Origin of the sequence: Agromyces sp. NPDC058104 (assembly GCF_042884835.1) — a bacterium.
Taxonomy (GTDB): domain Bacteria; phylum Actinomycetota; class Actinomycetes; order Actinomycetales; family Microbacteriaceae; genus Agromyces.
This window is the reverse complement of the sequence record NZ_JBHVTD010000002.1, coordinates 1,095,885-1,112,825: the sequence shown is the minus strand read 5'-3', so window position 1 is coordinate 1,112,825 and position 16,941 is coordinate 1,095,885. Positions and strand designations below refer to the sequence as shown.

The window sequence follows — 16,941 nt, the reverse complement described above, 5'->3', positions numbered from 1 at the left end:
GCGGCTCCTCATCGGTGGTCGGTGGCTCGGACCGCGGAGACGAGCATCGCCTCGAGCGCGAGGGCCGGCTGCACGTTGCCCTCGATGCGCGTGCGCGCGGTCTGGATGGCGTCGAGGGTCGCGAGGGTGCGCGCCGGCGCGGCCGCCGCGGCGGCCTGCTCGATGCCCGGCAGCAGCTCTCGATTGACGAGCGGCACCTCGGCGGCGAGCTGCACGAGCAGGATGTCGCGGTAGAGCGAGGCGAGATCGACGAGGATGCGGTCGATGCCGTCGCGGAGGCTGCGCGTCGCCCGCCGCTTCTGGTCGTCTTCGAGGGCCTTGATCTGGGGCCGGAGGGCCGGCGGCACCGCCTGCCCGGGGGCGATGCCGAGGGAGTGCAGCGCATGCTCGCGCTCCTCGGCGTCGCGGAGCTCCGTGATCGCCTTCGCGTCGTCGCCGGCGATCTCGAGATAGCGCGCGGCGGTCGTCACCGCGGTCGCCGTCGAGCGAACCCGCAGCGCGAGCTCGAGGGTCTCTGCCCGGCGCTCGCGCGCCTCGGCGTTGGTGGCGAGCCGGTGCGCCATGCCGATGTGGCTCTGCGCCTCGCGGGCGGCCCGCTCGGCGAGCTCGGCGTCGACGCCGTCGCGCCGCACGAGCAGCTCGGCGACGTCGGCGATGCTCGGCACCTGCAGTCGCACCGAGCGCACCCGCGAGCGGATCGTCGGGATGAGGTCGGCCTCGCTCGGGGCGCAGAGGATCCAGACGGTGCGCTCGGGCGGCTCCTCGAGCTCCTTCAGCAAGAAGTTCGAGGTCTGCTCGGTCATTCGGTCGGCGTCTTCGACGATGATCACGCGGTGGCGGCCGATCGACGGTGCGTAGTGCGAGCGCTTCACGATGTCGCGCACGTCGTCGCGCTTGATGATCACGCCCTCGGTCGCGAGCACGTGCAGGTCGGGATGGCTGCGCGCGTCGACCTGGATGCGGGTCGCCTCGTCGCCGTCGGGGTCGCCCGAGATGAGGGCCGTCGCGAAGGCGTACGCCAGGTTGGAGCGGCCCGAGCCCGGCGGGCCGGTCACGAGCCACGAGTGGGTCATCTGCTGCGTGGCTCCGGCGGATGCCCCGGCGTCGCCGCCGCGCGCCGCCTCGGCCGCGGCACGGAACACGGCGATCGCCGCGTCCTGGCCGGTCAGCTCGCTCCACACGCTCACGGCTCCACGCTACCTTCCGCCGCCGACGACGGATTCAGCGGTCGCCCAGGAGCGCGCCGACGCGCTCGCGGATCGCGAGCGCGATCGCCTCGACCGGCTGCGCGGCGTCGACGACGAGGAACCGCTCGGGCTCGGCCTCGGCGAGCCCGAGATAGGCGCTGCGAACCCGGTCGTGGAACTCGGCCGCCTCGGCCTCGAGGCGGTCGTAGCGGGTGCGGGCCTCGTCGAGACGCCCGCGGGCGGCCTCGGCGTCGAGGTCGAGCAGCACGGTGAGGTCGGGGACGAGCCCCTCGGTCGCCCAGTCGGAGAGCCCCCGGACGGCGGCGGGATCGAGCACGCGCCCGGCCCCCTGGTAGGCCACGGACGAGTCGATGTAGCGGTCCTGGAGGACGACCTCGCCGCGCTCGAGGGCGGGTCGGACGACCGTCGCGACGTGGTGCGCACGGTCTGCCGCGTAGAGCAGGGCCTCGGCCCGCGGGGCGATGTCACCGCGGTGGTGCAGCACGATCTCGCGCACCTCGACGCCGACCGCGGTGCCGCCCGGCTCGCGGGTGCGCACGACGGTGCGCCCCTGCCCGGCCAGCCACTCGCCGAGCAGCTCGGCCTGCGTGGTCTTGCCCGAGCCGTCGCCCCCCTCGAGGGTGATGAACAGACCCGCACCGCTCACTTCTTCGACGCCGCCTTCTTCGCGGCCGGCTTCTTGGCGGGCGCCTTCTTGCGCGGCGCGGCAGGGCCCTTGTCGCGCTTGATCTGCAGCAGCTCCACCGCGCGCTCGAAGGTGATGTCCTCGACCGACTCGGCCCGCGGGATCGTCGCGTTCGTGGTGCCGTCGGTGACGTACGGGCCGAAGCGGCCGTCCTTCACCTTGATCGGCTTGCCGCTCACCGGGTCGTTGTCGAACTCCTTCAGTGCGCTCGAGGCACGACGTGCGCCGTACTTCGGCTGCGCGAAGAGCTCGAGGGCTCCGGCGAGGTCGATGTCGAAGATCGAGTCCTCGCTCGGCAGCGTGCGGGTGTCGGCGTCCTTCTTGAGGTACGGGCCGTAGCGGCCGTTCTGCGCGGTGATCTCGACGCCCGACTCGGGGTCGGCGCCGACGACACGGGGCAGGTCGAGCAGCTTCAACGCGGTCTCGAGGTCGATCTCCTCGGGGTGCATGCTCTTGAACAGCGAGGCGGTGCGCGGCTTCGGGGCCGCGGCCTTCTTGGTGCCGCGCTTGGCCTTGGGGGCCTCGACCACCTCGCCCGTCGCGGTGTCGACGGTCGTCGCCGCCTCGGGCTCGGGCTCGAGCTCGGTGACGTACGGCCCGAAGCGGCCGTCCTTCGCGACGACCTGCTTGCCGTTCGCGGGGTTCACTCCGAGCACCCGGTCGCCCTGCACGGGCGCCTCGATGAGCTCGCGGGCCTTCGCCTCGGTGAGCTCGTCGGGCGCCAGCCCCTCGGGCAGGTTCACCCGTCGCGGCGTCGGCTCGCCCGTCGCCGACGGGGCGGCGTCGGGATCGACCGTCTCGAGGTAGGGGCCGTACTTGCCGATGCGCAGCGTGATGTCGGGCGCGATCACGACCGAGTTGATCTCGCGGGCGTCGATCTCGCCGAGGTTGTCGACGACCTGCCGGAGGCCGCGGTGCTTGTCGGAGCCGAAGTAGAAGCTCGAGAGCCAGTCGACCCGGTCGGCCTCGCCCGCGGCGATGTGGTCGAGGTCGTCCTCCATCTCGGCCGTGAAGTCGTACTCGACGAGGTCGCCGAAGTGCTCCTCGAGCAGGCGCACCACCGAGAAGGCGATCCAGCTCGGCACCAGCGCCTGGCCCCGCTGGGTGACGTAGCCGCGATCGATGATCGTCGAGATGATCGAGGCGAACGTCGAGGGACGCCCGATGCCGAGCTCCTCGAGTCGCTTGACGAGGCTCGCCTCGGTGTAGCGCGGCGGCGGGCTCGTCTCGTGGCCCTTGGCCTCGAGGAGGTCGAGCGCGAGCGCCTGCCCCTCGGCCAGCTGCGGGAGCTTGGCGTCGCCCGAGGCGTCGTCGCGGTTGCGCTCCTCGTCGCGGCCCTCTTCATAGGCGGCGAGGAAGCCCCGGAAGGTGATCACGGTGCCGCTCGCGGTGAACTCGGCGATGGTGCCGCCGATCTTCGTCGTCGGCGCGGCCGGCGCCGGTGCCGCGGCGTCCGTCGGACCCACCTCGATCGTGACGGTCGCCGTCTGGCCCTTCGCGTCGGCCATCTGGGAGGCGACCGTGCGCTTCCAGATCAGGTCGTAGAGGTCGAACTCGCGGCCGCGAAGTGCGCCCTGCAGCGAGGCGGGCGTGCGGAAGACCTCGCCGGAGGGGCGGATCGCCTCGTGCGCCTCCTGCGCGTTCTTCGACTTGCCCGCGTAGACGCGGGGCTTGTCGGGCACGGAGTCCGCGCCGTAGAGCGACGTCGCCTGGGCGCGAGCCGCCGAGATCGCCTGCTGCGACAGCGAGTTGGAGTCGGTGCGCATATAGGTGATGTAGCCGTTCTCGTAGAGCGACTGCGCCACGCGCATCGTGTCCTTCGCCGAGAGCCGGAGCTTGCGCGCCGCCTCCTGCTGCAGGGTCGACGTGGTGAAGGGCGCCGCCGGCCGGCGCGAGTACGGCTTCGTCTCGAGCTTCGACACGCGGCGAGCCACGGCCTCGTCGCGGAGGGCCGCGGCCAGCGCCTCTGCGGTCGGCTCGTCGATGACGACGGCCTTCGAGGTGAGCCTTCCGGAGTCGTCGAAGTCGCGGCCGGTCGCGATGCGCTCGCCGCCGACGCGCACGAGCTTCGCGTCGAACGCGCTGCCTGCGGCATCCGTCGCGAAGGTGCCGATCAGGTCCCAGTAGCCGGCCGCGACGAAGGCGAGACGCTCGCGCTCGCGGTCGACGACGAGACGGGTGGCCGCGGACTGCACGCGCCCGGCCGAGAGCCCGGGCCCCACCTTGCGCCACAGCACCGGCGAGACCTCGTAGCCGTAGAGGCGGTCGAGGATGCGCCGGGTCTCCTGGGCGTCGACGAGCGCGGTGTCGAGCTCGCGGGTGTTGTCCTTCGCCTTCTGGATGGCGTCCTTCGTGATCTCGTGGAAGACCATGCGGCGCACGGGCACCTTCGGCTTCAGCTCCTGGAGGAGGTGCCACGCGATGGCCTCGCCCTCGCGGTCCTCATCGGTGGCGAGCAGGAGCTCATCGGCGTTCTTGAGTGCGCGCTTGAGCTCGGCGACCGTCTTCTTCTTGGAGTCGGAGACCACGTAGTACGGCTCGAAGCCGTTGTCGACGTCGACCGAGAACTTGCCGAGGGGGCCCTTCTTGAGCTCGGCGGGCAGGTTCTTCGGCTCGATGAGATCGCGGATGTGACCGACCGAGGACAGCACCTCGTAGCCGTCGCCCAAGTACTGGGCGATGGACTTCATCTTGGTCGGCGACTCCACGATGACCAACTTCTTCGCGCCTGACACCAGACTCCTTCTACCGTTCGAATGAGACGAGAACGCACAATGTATGCCGCGCCCCCGAGCGGTGTGCCGTGGTCGGCGGAACGCTCCGCCGACAGCCACACGATACACACCCTCCCCGGAAGTGCGCCCACTCCACCGCGTCCAGTCGGCGCGGCGCGACTCGCCGCGACCCCCTTGCGCTTCCGCGGGCCGGGAGGAGAATGGCGGCATGGACACGTCATCTCACGGCTCGTACACGGCCAAGCTGATCGACGGGCCGCTCGAAGGCAAGACCGTCGCGACGGCCTTCCTCGAATCCGGCGACCCCAGGCCCCGACTCGAGCTCAGCACCGATGCGGGCAAGCACTACGTCTACTCCCGCTCGGCCGGCCTCGAGTTCGAGACGCCGGGCGACTCGCGCCCCTCGGCGGTCGACTACCGATTCATCGAGACCGTCTTCGACTGATCGGGGCGGCGCCCCGCGTGTCCCGCGCGGCCGCGTTCCGAGGCGCCCCGCGCCGTGGTCGCCGGCCGCGCGCCGCGAGGTTCAGCCCGCCCAGCCGGGCGGTCCGGCGCGCGCCTCGGCCTCGACGGCGAAGCCGAATGCGCCGACGCGGACGGACACCGTCGAGACCGGGCCCTCGAGCTCGCACCCCGTCAGCTCGACGCCGTTGCGTTCGGCGATCGCCGAGGCGAGCGCGCACGGCACCCCAGGGACGGCCCCGCTCGAGGCGTCGGCCGCGGCGAGCGCGGCGGCGTCGGCCGCGTTCGCCGCCCGCTGCGATCCGACGAACGCCCCGAGCAACGGCACGGTGAGCGCCGTGAGCGCGACCGTCGCCCCGAGGAGCCCGAGCGCGACGACCGACGCCGCGCCGCGATCGGCCCGGCCGTCGTGGCCTTCGGGACCCGCGGGGCCGACGGAGCGGGCGGCGAATCGCCCGGCGGATCGCCCTGCGAGGCGCCCGTCGCGCCATCGGTGCCGATTCACCTTCCGCCTCCGACGGCGCACGATTCCGCGCTCAACCGCACCGCCGCGAGGAGACCTCCGCCCGAGGCGGTGAGCCGCGCGCAGACGAACTCCCCCTCGTCCGACACCTCGAGCGCCGCGGCACCGGCCACCCGCGTGGCGATCGTCTGCGCCGTCGCGCTCGTCTCGCCTCGCCCGAGCGCACGGGCGGCGTCGGCGGCCGCGTCGGTGAGCCGCACCTGCTGCGCGGCGAGCTGCACCGAGGCGAGACAGCCGGCGAGCACGAGCGCGATCGCCGGCAGCGCGACGGCGAACTCGGCCGTCACGCTGCCTCGCTCGCGGTCAGCCCACCGTGAGCGCATTCCGCACGAGATCGGTGAGGATGCCGCGAACCTCGTCGCCGCGGAGGATGACGACGAGGAGCCCGGCGAAGCCGACCGCCGCCATGGTCGCGACGGCGTACTCGGCTGTGGCTGCACCGCGCTCTCCGGCGAGCCGGCGGATGAGGCGGCGCGGAGCGGCCGGCCGCACGGCGGGCTCGACGCCGATCGTCGCCGGATGGGCGCTCGAGGCGACGCCGCCCGCGCCGACGCGGCCCGATCGCGCTCGCTCGTGGACGTGGTGATCGGAGTGCTGCATGTGGTTCCCTTCTGTTGCGCCGGAGGACCGGCTGTTCGGCGGCACGAGCCGTGGGTCGTCACGAAGGACCGCCGAGGGTGCCCGTGACGACGGAGATCATGAGCGGGGCGACGCCGAGCAGCACGAACGCCGGCAGCACGCAGAGCCCCAGCGGCAGCATGAGCCGCACGCCGAGCGCGGCCGCCCTCGCGGCGCCGGCCGAGCGCGCGGCACGGCGCACCCGGAATGACTCGGCGCGGAGCAGCTCGGCGACCGGAGCACCGGCCCGGGCTGCGAGCGCCACGACCGCGTCGACGGCGCGGCCGTCGCCCGAGTGCGGCACGTGGATGCGCACCGTCTCGCGCGTGAGCCGCCTGGCCCGTTCGACCGAGGCTCCGCTCGACATCGCGATCGCGAGCAGCTCGAGCTCGAGCCCGGCGTCGGCCTGCGACACCGATGCGGCCCGGGCGAGCCTGCGGTTCCAGCTGGCCCCGGCCCAGAGCAGCAGCGCGCCGAGCACGAGGCAGGCGATGCCGATCGGGTTGCCGACGAGCACGCCGACCGTGTCGAAGCCGAGCGTCGCGCCGAAGCCGAGCGCGATCAGCGGAAGCGCGGTGACGAGCCGCGCGCTCGCGGCCGGACCGGCGAGCGCGGCCCCGACGTCGCGACGCAGCTGCGCCTCGTCGCGGAGCACCACGGCGAGGCTGCGCAGGCTCGCCGCGAGCGGGGCGCCCGACTCGGCGGCGACCGACCACGCCGCGGTCAGCACCGGCCAGGCCGGGGATGCCCCGGGGTGGGCCTCGCACGCGACGGCGATGGCCGCGGCGACCGCCTCCCCCTGCGACGCGGCCTCCGCGGCCGCCGCGAGCACGAGCCGGTCGTCCGAGGCGACCGCGGCGGCCGAACCGGCAGCGCGGCCCGGGCCACCCGGCGGAGCCGGCGCGAGCGCCGCACCTGACGCGTCGGCCGACGCCTCCCCGTCCACCGGCGGCTCCCCGTCGTCCGACACATGCCGCCAGGCGCTCGAGGCCGGCACTCCCGCGGCGAGCAGCACCGCGAGCCGTTCGGCGATCGACGCGATCGCGTCGACGCCCGCTCCCGGATCGGCCTTCCGTCGCAACAGCATCGTCGGCGTGATCACAGCGGCTCCACTCCGAGCCGGTCGCCGTGCAGTGCGAAGCGGCCGACCTGGGCGAGGCGCCGACGCCCGTCGACCCGTTCGAGGTGCAGCACGAGGTCGAAGGCGCTCGCGGTCTGCCTCGCAACGGCGTCGGGCGAGAGCCCGGCGGTCGCGCCGAGCGCCTCGAGCCGCGCGGGGACGTCGGCGAGCGAGTTCGCGTGCAGCGTGCCGGCCCCGCCGTCATGGCCGGTGTTGAGCGCCGCGAGGAGCTCGCGTAGCTCGGCGCCGCGGCACTCGCCGACGACGAGGCGGTCGGGGCGCATGCGCAGCGCCTCGCGCAGCAGCGCGTCGAGGCCGATGCGCCCGCTGCCCTCGAGGTTCGCCTGGCGCGCCTCGAGCGACACGACGTGCGGGTGCGCGAGCCGGAGCTCGGCGACGTCCTCGATGACGACGATGCGCTCGTGCGCCGGCGCGCCGCTCAGCATCGCCGCGAGCATGGTGGTCTTGCCCGTGCCGCCCGCCCCCGTGACGAGCAGGTTCCTGCGCTCGCGCACCGCGCGCTCGAGGAGGAGGCGCTGCGGCTCGTCGAGCATGCCGGTGCCCGCGAGCTCGGCGAGCGAGCGGCCGGCCGCCCTCGGGATGCGCACGGAGATGAGCGTGCCCCCGGTCGAGACGGGCGGAAGCACCACGTGCACGCGGATGCCGAGCCCGAGCCGGACGTCGACGGTCGGGGTGGCCTCGTCGACGTGGCGACCGCCCCGGGCGATGAGCTTCACGGCGAGCGCCCGCACCTCGGGCTCCTCGGCCGACCAGCCCGGCGCGCGACGGGCGCCGTCGCCCCGGTCGACCCAGAGGCCGGCGCCGCCGTTGACGAACAGGTCGGTGACGGGGCCGTCGGCCGCGAACGGCGCGAGCGCGTCGAGCGCGGCGAGGTCGATCGATGCGGGCACCGCCGCCCGCACCACGCCCGCCGCCGGTTCGGCTCGGGGCCGCCCGGGCTCGAAGCCGGTGAGGATCTCGGCGAACCGCTCGTCGGTCGCGCGCTGCGACTCGGCCGCGACCGCCGGCACTCGGTCGCCCGGTGGTTCGCGGGTCGGGGCGGGCTCGGCGGTCTGCCAGGAGGGCGTCGCCACGAAGGGGATGGACATGCGGCGAGCGTACGGAGCCGGGCGAGCCACGAGGCATCCGCTCGACCGTGGAAAAGGAAAGAGCCTCCCCCACGTCATTGTGGAGGAGGACTCGACCCGCACCCGCGAGGGGTGCTGTTAACGAAAGGGGGCGGCACCCATTGGGGGGAACAGGTGCCGCCTCGGCAGCGCAAGGATTGGGGGGAATCGCGAGCGCTGCAGGCCTCGAAACGAGTGTTCGGGCGGTATTCAGTGTAGGGCTTCAGAATGAATGCGCAAGTATTTTTGTCCTCATTTGTGCGGACACACAGATTTCTCTGCGCAAAGGCACAGTAATACCTCCGAGGCGGTGCACGGAAGTGCAAAGGGACGATGTGTTTCCCGCTCGTCGAACGTACCCCCGAGCGAGAGGTAGGGTGCTGCTTGGGGCAGGCGACCCAACCGATGAAACAGATCGCGAAGGAGCGACCGGAGAACCATGACCGTTCAGATCGATCACGCACTCGAGGAGATCAGGCGCTTCCGTCCGAGCCCCGAGTTCGCCGCCCAGGCCGTCGCCGGTGAAGAGCTCTACGAGTCGGCGCGCGCCGACCGCCTCGGCTTCTGGGCCGAGCAGGCCCGAGAGCTCCTCACCTGGCAGAAGCCGTTCACCCGCACGCTCGACTGGTCGAACCCGCCCTTCGCGAAGTGGTTCGACGACGGCGAGCTCAACGTGGCAGAGAACTGCCTCGACCGCCACGTCGCGGCCGGCCTCGGCGACCGCGTCGCCATCCACTTCGAGGGCGAGCCCGGCGACAGCCGCGACATCACCTACGCCGAGCTCACCGACGAGGTCAAGCGCGCCGCGAACGTGCTCGAAGGCCTCGGCGTCGGCGAGGGCGACCGCGTCGCCATCTACCTGCCGATGATCCCCGAGGCGATCGTCTCGATGCTCGCGGTCGCGCGCATCGGCGCCATCCACTCCGTCGTGTTCGGCGGATTCAGCTCCGACAGCCTCGCCTCGCGCATCGACGACGCGGAGGCCAAGCTCGTGATCACCGCCGACGGCGGCTACCGCAAGGGGCGCGTCTTCCCGCTGAAGCCGACCGTCGACGAGGCGATCGCGAAGTCGGCCGGGTCGGTGCAGAAGGTGCTCGTCGTCAAGCGCACGGGCAACGACGTCGACGTCGATGCCGCACGCGACGTGTGGTGGCACGACACGGTCGCCGAGGCGTCCGGCGACCACACTGCGAAGCCCTTCAACGCCGAGCACCCGCTCTTCATCCTCTACACGAGCGGCACCACCGGAAAGCCGAAGGGCGTCGTGCACTCGAGCGGCGGCTACCTCACGCAGGCGGCGTTCACTCACAAGAACGTCTTCGACCTGCACCCCGAGACCGACGTCTACTGGTGCACCGCCGACGTCGGCTGGATCACCGGCCACTCGTACGTGGTGTACGGGCCGCTCGCCAACGGCGCGACCCAGGTCGTCTACGAGGGCACCCCCGACACCCCGCACCCGGGTCGCTGGTGGGAGATCGTCGAGAAGTACAAGGTCTCGATCCTCTACACCGCGCCGACGGCGATCCGCTCCTTCATGAAGCTCGGCCGGCAGATCCCGCACCAGTTCAACCTGCGCTCGCTGCGCCTGCTCGGCTCGGTGGGCGAGCCGATCAACCCCGAGGCGTGGATCTGGTACCGCCACGTCATCGGCGGCGGCTCGATCCCCGTCGTCGACACCTGGTGGCAGACCGAGACGGGCGCGATCATGATCTCGGCGCTGCCGGGCGTCACCGACCTGAAGCCCGGCTCCGCGCAGGTGCCGATCCCCGGCGTCTCGATCGACATCCTCACCGACGACGGCGTGCCCGTCGAGGGCGAGGAGGGCGGGCTCCTCGTCGTGACCGAGCCCTGGCCGTCGATGCTCCGCGGCATCTGGGGCGACCCCGAGCGCTTCAAGGAGACCTACTGGGAGAAGTTCGGCGACAAGTACTTCGCCGGCGACGGCGCCCGTCGCGACGAGGACGGCGACATCTGGCTGCTCGGCCGGGTCGACGACGTCATGAACGTCTCGGGCCACCGCCTCTCGACGGCGGAGATCGAGTCGTCGCTCGTCGCCCACCCGTGGACGGCCGAGGCCGCCGTCGTCGGCGCGTCCGACGAGACCACGGGCCAGGCGGTCGTGGCGTTCGTCATCCTCAAGGCGAGCCAGGCCGCGCACGGCGACGACGTCGCCGCCGCGTCTGAGGAGCTGCGCAAGCACGTCGCGACCCAGATCGGCGCGATCGCCCGCCCCCGCCAGGTGTTCATCGTCAACGAGCTGCCGAAGACGCGCTCGGGCAAGATCATGCGGCGCCTGCTGCGCGACCTCGCCGAGGGCCGCCAGATCGGCGACACGACGACGCTGGCCGACACCTCGATCATGCAGATCATCAGCGAGCAGGTGAAGTAGCGGGCGCTGCGTCGCCCAGTACGACGACGGATGCCCCGGCGGGAATCACTCCCGCCGGGGCATCCTGTCGTCTGGCGGCTACGCGAACTCGACGATGAGCTCGAGCTCGACGGGCGAGTCGAGCGGCAGCACGGCGACGCCGACGGCCGAGCGGGCGTGACGCCCGGCGTCGCCGAAGATCTCGCCGAGCACCTCCGAAGCGCCGTTGATGACGCCCGGCTGGCCGGTGAACGCCGGGTCGGAGGCGACGAAGCCGACGAGCTTCACGATGCGGGTGATCCGGTCGAGCGAGCCGATCTCGGCGCGCACCGCGGCGAGCGCGTTGAGCACGCAGGTGCGCGCGTAGGTCTTGGCGTCGTCGGCTGGGACGAGCCCGTGACCGTCGCCGACCTTGCCGGTGGCGGGCAGCGCGCCGGCCGTGAACGGCAGCTGGCCCGAGGTGTGCACGTACGAGCCGGTGACGACCGCGGGGACGTACGCGGCGACGGGCGCTGCGACCTCGGGGAGCTCGATGCCGAGCTCGGCGAGGCGCGCCTCGACGGCGGCCATCAGGCGTCGCCCTCGAACTGCTTCGCGGCCTGAGCGGCCGCGGCGGCACCGGCCGACGCCGCCGCCGAGTCCTCGCCGCCCTTGGGGCGCTTCAGGTAGGCGACGAGCCCACCCTCGGGGCCCTGCACGACCTGCACGAGCTCCCAGCCCTCGGAGCCCCAGTTGTTGAGGATCGCGGCGGTGTTGTGGATGAGCAGCGGAGTGGTGATGTACTCCCAGGCGGGCATATGGGCTCCCTCGATGGATGTCTCGTGCACGATGCGTGCGGGATCTCGGTTCGCGGCGTGTCGTACCCGGATGCGACGCCCAGCGCACGTATCGGGATTTGCCAGCCTTCTCCGTTAAGCTCCACTATATGTCTGCCCAAAAACGTACGATGAGCGACGTCGGCACCGGAATCCTCGGGTTCGTCGGCATGAGCGCTCTCGCCGGCGTCCTCGTGACCGCCGCGGTGACCCCGGCCCTCGCCGTGACCGGTATGGCTGCCAACAACAGCATCACGATGTTCGAGAACCTCCCCGGGTACCTCGAGATCGGCGAGCTGGCGCAGAAGTCGACCGTCTACGCCGTCAAGGCCGACGGCAAGGTCTCGCCGATGGCCTGGTTCTACGACGACAACCGCGAGGAAGTCGCCTTCGAGTACATCTCGCAGTACCTGAAGGACGCCGCGGTCGCCGGTGAGGACCCCCGGTTCTACGACCACGGCGGCATCGACATCGCGGGCACCGTGCGAGGTGCGCTGAAGACGGTGATCGGCGGCGACACGCAGGGCGGCTCGTCGATCACGCAGCAGTACGTCAAGAACGTCCTCGTCGCGAACGACATGTCGAAGGCGACGACCGAGGAAGAGCGCCTCGAGGCCTGGGAGAAGCACACCAAGACCTCCGTCGACCGCAAGCTCAAGGAGATGCGGTACGCGATCACGGTCGAGAAGCAGTACTCGAAGGACGAGATCCTCCGCGGCTACCTGAACATCGCGGGCTTCGGCGGGCAGATCTACGGCGTGCAGACCGCCGCCTCGTACTACTTCGGCACCAACGCGAAGGACCTCTCGCTGGCGCAGGCGGCGAGCCTCATCGCGATCGTCAACAGCCCCGAGGAGTTCCGCCTCGACTACCCCGACGACGAGCTCAACGGGGCGGCCACGGTCGTCGACGGCGAGACCGTGCCGTACGCGCGCAACAAGGAGCGCCGCGACTACATCCTCGGGAAGATGCTCGAGGAGAAGAAGATCACGCAGGAGGAGCACGACGCGGCGGTCGCCGAGCCGGTGGCCCCGAAGATCACCGAGCCGTCGAGCGGCTGCCAGGCGTCGAAGACCTTCGCCTACTTCTGCGACTACGTGACGTGGGAGATCAAGAACAAGCTCGACGACCCCGAGACCCCCGACGTGAACGAGGGCGCTCGCATGCTCGAGCGCGGCGGTCTCGACATCTACACGACGATCGACATGGACATGCAGTCCGAGGCGTACGCGGCCGTGCACGAGAACGTGCCGGCGTCGGCCGAGGGCATCGACATCGGCGGCTCGGCCGTGTCGGTCCAGGTCGGAACCGGCCGCATCCTCGCGATGGTGCAGAACACCACCTACAACGTCGATCCCGAGGTCACCGGCGACGGCTACGACGCGGTCAACTACAACGCCGACATCGACTACGGCGGGTCGAGCGGCTTCCAGCCCGGGTCGACCTACAAGGTGTTCACCCTCGCAGAGTGGCTGAAGGAGGGCCACGCGCTCAACGAGGGCGTGGATTCCCGGCGCCGCGACGCCTGGGGCGACTTCAAGAACAGCTGCCAGGGCACCATGACCGACAGCGGCGAATGGGGCAACCCGAAGAACGACGGCGGCGAGCAGGGCGGCTACTGGACGGCCGTGCAGAACACCGTGAACTCGTACAACACCGGATTCATCGCGATGGCGAAGCAGCTCGACCTCTGCGGCATCACGAAGACCGCCGAGTCGCTCGGCGTGCACCGCGCCGACCACACTCCGCTGCTGCAGTTCCCCTCGACGATCCTCGGCACCAACGAGATCGCACCGATCTCGATGGCGACCGCGTTCGCGGGCATCGCGAACCAGGGCAAGGCCTGCACCCCCGTCGCGATCGACAAGATCACGGACGGCAGCGGCAAGGACATCGAGGTGCCGAAGTCCGAGTGCACCCAGGGGCTCACCCCCGAGGTCGCTGCGGCAACGGCGTACGCGATGCAGAAGGTCATGAGCGAGGGCACCGGCACGTCCTCGTCGCCCTACGTCGACCCGTGGTACCCGATGATCGGCAAGACGGGAACGAGCGACAACAACGAGGCGACGTGGATGAGCGGCGCCACGACGAAGGTCGCGACCGTGGTCGGCGTGTACAACGTCACAGGGCACGTCAACCTCCGCGAGACCTACTTCGACGCCGGCCAGGCGGCGACGCTGCGCCACAACATCTGGCCGCGGATCATGTCGGTCGCGACCGCCAAGTACGGCGGCGGCGACTTCCCCGACCCGCAGTCGTCGTACCTGAACGCGCCGCAGGTCGCCGTGCCGAACGTGCTCGGGCTCGCACCCGAGGCGGCCCAGAAGGCCCTCCAGCAGGCCGGCTTCGGCTGGACCATGGACGGCGAGGTCGACGCGGCGCAGCCGAAGGGCACGATCGGCGCGCAGAGCCCGTCCGGCACCGCGGGTCGCGGCGCGATCATCTCGCTGAAGACCAGCCGCGGCAACCTGACCGGCGTTCCCGACGTCTCCGGCATGCAGGCCGATCAGGCCGAGGCGACCCTCGGGGCCGCAGGCTTCCGGGTCGACCGCAAGGAGGAGGACACGGACGACGAGAGCATGAACGGCCTCGTCCTGTCGCAGTCCCCCGGCCCGGGCGAGAACGCGAAGCCGGGCCAGAAGGTGACGATCGTCATCGGCCGCTTCACCGGCGGCGGTGACGGCGGCGACGGCGGCGGCGACGGCCCCGACAACCCTCCGGGCAACGGTTGACCGCCCGCTTGACGCCCGTCGCGCGGATCGCCATGGCGATCGGCGCGGCGGGCGTCGCCGCATTCGCATGGGGTTCCCTCGTCGAGCGGACGCGGTGGACGCTCCGGCGCGCCGAGGTGCCGGTCCTGCCGGCGGGGGCGCAGCCGATCCGGGTCCTGCACCTCTCCGACCTGCACATGGCGCCGTGGCAGCGCGACAAGCAGGAGTGGGTCAGGGAACTCGCGCGCCTCGAACCCGATCTCATCGTCGACACCGGTGACAACCTCGGCCACGAGCGCGGACTCGAGGGGATCCGCCGCGCGTTCGAGCCGTTCGCCGGCATCCCCGGGGTCTTCGTCAACGGCTCGAACGACTACTTCGGCCCCAGCCCGAAGAATCCGTTCGTGTACTTCGCCGGCCCGTCACGGCACCCCCGCGCGGCGAAGCGGCTCGACATCGACGCGCTGCACGGCTTCTTCGCCGAGCTCGGCTGGCAGGACCTCGACAACACCGCCGCCAGCCTCGACCTCCGGGGCACGCACTTCGAGTTCTTCGGCGTCGACGATCCGCACAAGGGCTACGACCGGCTCGACCTCATCACCGGGGCGATCGACGAGCTCCGGGCAGATGACCCGCTCGGCGAGGAGAGCTGGCTCGACGAGACCCCCGAGCGCCCGACCCGCCCGACCGTGACGATCGGGGTCGCGCACGCCCCGTACCAGCGCGTGCTCAACTCCTTCGTGAACCACGGCGCCCAGCTGATCCTCGCCGGTCACACGCACGGCGGCCAGGTCTGCGTGCCCGGCTACGGGGCGCTCGTGACCAACTGCGACATCCCCCGCAAGCAGGTCAAGGGGCTGAGCGTCTGGCGCCACGGGCTCCGGTCGGCGTTCCTCAACGTCTCGGCCGGGCTCGGCACCTCGATCTTCGCTCCGGTCCGCTTCGCGTGCCCGCCCGAGGCGACGCTCATCACCCTCGTGCCCGCAGAGTAGGGTCCTGACTCGCCGCATGACGACGCCTTGCGGTCGGAGCGCGCGCGCCGGGGCACGGTGGTCGGAGGAGCCCGATTTATCGGCTATTCTTGTTGAGGCCCGCAAGGGCCACCCGGGGTGTGGCGCAGCTTGGTAGCGCGCGTCGTTCGGGACGACGAGGTCGCAGGTTCAAATCCTGTCACCCCGACCGGGTAGAGACCCCCTCCGATTCGGAGGGGGTTTCGTCGTTCTCGGGTGCCTCAGGGGCGCCCGATGCCGCGGTACTCCCACCCGGCCGCCCGCCAGGCGGCGGCGTCGAGCACGTTGCGCCCGTCGATGATGCGCCGGCCGGCGACGAGTCGTGCGGTCTCCACCGGGTCGAGCGCACGGTACTCGCGCCACTCCGTGACGAGGACGACGAGGTCGGCACCGCGCAGTGCCTCCCGGGTCGAGGTCACGTAGTCGAGCTGCGGATGACGCGCCCGGGCGTTGTCGATCCCCTCGGGGTCCGTGGCGACGACCTCGGCGCCGAGGCCCTTGAGCTGCACGGCGACATCGAGCGCCGGCGAATCGCGGACGTCGTCGGACTCGGGCTTGAAGGTCACGCCGAGCACGGCGATGCGCTTCCGATGGACGCTGCCGCCGAGGGCGGCGACCGCGAGATCGACCGCGCGCTGACGCTGGCGCAGGTTGATGGCGTCGACCTCGCGGAGGAAGGCGAGCGCCTCCCCGCGTCCGAGCTCCTCGGCGCGGGCCGTGAAGGCCCGGATGTCCTTCGGCAGGCAGCCGCCGCCGAACCCGACCCCCGCGTTGAGGAAGCGCCGACCGATACGCGCGTCGTGTCCGATCGCGTCGGCGAGCGCCGTCACATCGGCGCCCGAGGCATCCGCGATCTCGCTCATCGCGTTGATGAAGCTGATCTTCGTCGCGAGGAAGGCGTTCGCCGCGACCTTGACGAGTTCGGCGGTCGCGTAGTCGGTGACGATCCGGGGGGTGCCCGCCTCGATCGCGGCGCGGTAGACCTGGTCGAGCACGGATGCCGCGTGGTCGTCGCCGACGCCGTAGACGAGCCGATCGGGCTCGAGCGTGTCGCGCACGGCGAAGCCCTCGCGGAGGAATTCGGGATTCCAGGCGAGGGCGGCGTGCGGTGCGAGCTCGGCGAGACGCTCGGCGAGGCGCCCGGCCGTCCCGACGGGGACGGTGCTCTTGCCGACGATGAGCGCCCCCTCGGCCAGGTGGGGCACGAGGGCGTCGAAGGCCGCGTCCACGTAGCGGAGGTCGGCGGCGTTGCTGTCGGCCGCCTGCGGGGTGCCCACCGCGAGGAAGTGCACCTCGGCATCGGCCGCATCGGCGACGTCGGTCGAGAAGCGGAGCCGACCGCTCGCCGTCGCGGACGCGAGGATCTCGGCGAGCCCGGGCTCGAAGAACGGCGGACGTCCGGCTGCGAGGGCGGCGATCTTCGAGGGGTCGACGTCGACGCCGATGACGTGGTGCCCGAGCTCGGCCATCGCCGAGGCGTGCACGGCACCGAGGTAGCCGCAGCCGATCACCGAGATGCGCATCGCATGACCCTTTCGCTCAGGTGACTTCCATTC

General features: G+C 71.7%; 15 protein-coding genes and 1 tRNA gene. 5 read left to right on the top strand and 11 right to left on the bottom strand.

All coding sequences use genetic code 11. From position 1 onward, the window contains the following. Positions 1-8 precede the first annotated feature (8 nt). Genes ACFVTH_RS13080 through topA form a run of 3 tightly spaced genes read right to left on the bottom strand, consistent with a single transcriptional unit; the run spans position 9 to position 4,628 of the window. A complete protein-coding gene (locus tag ACFVTH_RS13080; RefSeq protein ID WP_387091494.1) occupies positions 9-1,187 on the bottom strand; it encodes a DNA polymerase III subunit delta' in 1,179 nt (392 codons plus the stop codon). A gap of 34 nt (positions 1,188-1,221) precedes the next feature. Beyond that, positions 1,222-1,854, bottom strand: a complete 633-nt coding sequence (gene tmk, locus ACFVTH_RS13075; protein WP_387091492.1) for a dTMP kinase — start codon at positions 1,852-1,854, stop codon at positions 1,222-1,224. Continuing rightward, positions 1,851-4,628, bottom strand: a complete 2,778-nt coding sequence (gene topA / locus ACFVTH_RS13070) for a type I DNA topoisomerase (protein ID WP_387091490.1) — start codon at positions 4,626-4,628, stop codon at positions 1,851-1,853. Before topA ends, tmk begins: the two co-directional genes overlap by 4 nt. Before the next feature lie 208 nt (positions 4,629-4,836). On the opposite strand from topA, the gene ACFVTH_RS13065 reads away from it, so the two are divergent. Continuing rightward, positions 4,837-5,073 (top strand): hypothetical protein, encoded by a 237-nt coding sequence (locus ACFVTH_RS13065; RefSeq protein ID WP_386937777.1) that lies wholly within the window; start codon positions 4,837-4,839, stop codon positions 5,071-5,073. 81 nt (positions 5,074-5,154) lie between these two features. On the opposite strand, the gene ACFVTH_RS13060 is transcribed toward ACFVTH_RS13065, so the two are convergent. The 5 genes from ACFVTH_RS13060 to ACFVTH_RS13040 are packed head-to-tail and all read right to left on the bottom strand — an operon-like array spanning position 5,155 to position 8,460. Next, positions 5,155-5,595: an Rv3654c family TadE-like protein gene (locus ACFVTH_RS13060; protein ID WP_387091487.1), complete on the bottom strand. Its 441-nt coding sequence runs from the start codon at positions 5,593-5,595 to the stop codon at positions 5,155-5,157. After that, positions 5,592-5,900, bottom strand: a complete 309-nt coding sequence (locus ACFVTH_RS13055) for a TadE family type IV pilus minor pilin (protein WP_387091485.1) — start codon at positions 5,898-5,900, stop codon at positions 5,592-5,594. Before ACFVTH_RS13055 ends, ACFVTH_RS13060 begins: the two co-directional genes overlap by 4 nt. Before the next feature lie 16 nt (positions 5,901-5,916). Continuing rightward, a complete protein-coding gene (locus ACFVTH_RS13050; protein WP_387091483.1) occupies positions 5,917-6,213 on the bottom strand; it encodes a DUF4244 domain-containing protein in 297 nt (98 codons plus the stop codon). A 58-nt stretch (positions 6,214-6,271) separates the two neighbouring features. Then, positions 6,272-7,318 carry a type II secretion system F family protein gene (locus ACFVTH_RS13045; protein ID WP_387091480.1) on the bottom strand — a complete coding sequence of 349 codons (1,047 nt, stop codon included), beginning with the start codon at positions 7,316-7,318 and terminating at the stop codon, positions 6,272-6,274. An 11-nt stretch (positions 7,319-7,329) separates the two neighbouring features. Beyond that, positions 7,330-8,460, bottom strand: a complete 1,131-nt coding sequence (locus tag ACFVTH_RS13040; protein ID WP_387091478.1) for a TadA family conjugal transfer-associated ATPase — start codon at positions 8,458-8,460, stop codon at positions 7,330-7,332. Positions 8,461-8,917: 457 nt separating this feature from the next. On the opposite strand from ACFVTH_RS13040, the gene acs reads away from it, so the two are divergent. After that, positions 8,918-10,870 (top strand): acetate--CoA ligase, encoded by a 1,953-nt coding sequence (acs, locus tag ACFVTH_RS13035; RefSeq protein ID WP_387091475.1) that lies wholly within the window; start codon positions 8,918-8,920, stop codon positions 10,868-10,870. 78 nt (positions 10,871-10,948) lie between these two features. Here the strand turns inward: acs and ACFVTH_RS13030 are convergent, their stop codons facing one another. Together ACFVTH_RS13030 and ACFVTH_RS13025 are read right to left on the bottom strand one after the other, a co-directional pair. Next, the gene (locus ACFVTH_RS13030) at positions 10,949-11,419 is read right to left on the bottom strand and encodes a RidA family protein (protein WP_387091473.1); all 471 of its coding nucleotides are present in this window, start codon (positions 11,417-11,419) and stop codon (positions 10,949-10,951) included. Beyond that, entirely contained in the window at positions 11,419-11,646 is a 228-nt protein-coding gene (locus ACFVTH_RS13025; protein ID WP_386937790.1) for a hypothetical protein, read from the bottom strand. Before ACFVTH_RS13025 ends, ACFVTH_RS13030 begins: the two co-directional genes overlap by 1 nt. Before the next feature lie 149 nt (positions 11,647-11,795). On the opposite strand from ACFVTH_RS13025, the gene ACFVTH_RS13020 reads away from it, so the two are divergent. The 3 genes from ACFVTH_RS13020 (at position 11,796) to ACFVTH_RS13010 (ending at position 15,554) form a co-directional block, all read left to right on the top strand. Further along, a complete protein-coding gene (locus ACFVTH_RS13020; protein ID WP_387091470.1) occupies positions 11,796-14,396 on the top strand; it encodes a transglycosylase domain-containing protein in 2,601 nt (866 codons plus the stop codon). Positions 14,397-14,428: 32 nt separating this feature from the next. Then, complete coding sequence (locus ACFVTH_RS13015) at positions 14,429-15,367, top strand: metallophosphoesterase (protein ID WP_387091467.1); 939 nt, start codon at positions 14,429-14,431, stop codon at positions 15,365-15,367. A 113-nt stretch (positions 15,368-15,480) separates the two neighbouring features. Then, positions 15,481-15,554, top strand: a tRNA-Pro gene (locus tag ACFVTH_RS13010). 52 nt (positions 15,555-15,606) lie between these two features. Here ACFVTH_RS13010 and ACFVTH_RS13005 read toward each other — a convergent pair. Next, positions 15,607-16,908 carry a UDP-glucose dehydrogenase family protein gene (locus ACFVTH_RS13005; protein ID WP_387091465.1) on the bottom strand — a complete coding sequence of 434 codons (1,302 nt, stop codon included), beginning with the start codon at positions 16,906-16,908 and terminating at the stop codon, positions 15,607-15,609. Positions 16,909-16,941 lie beyond the last annotated feature (33 nt).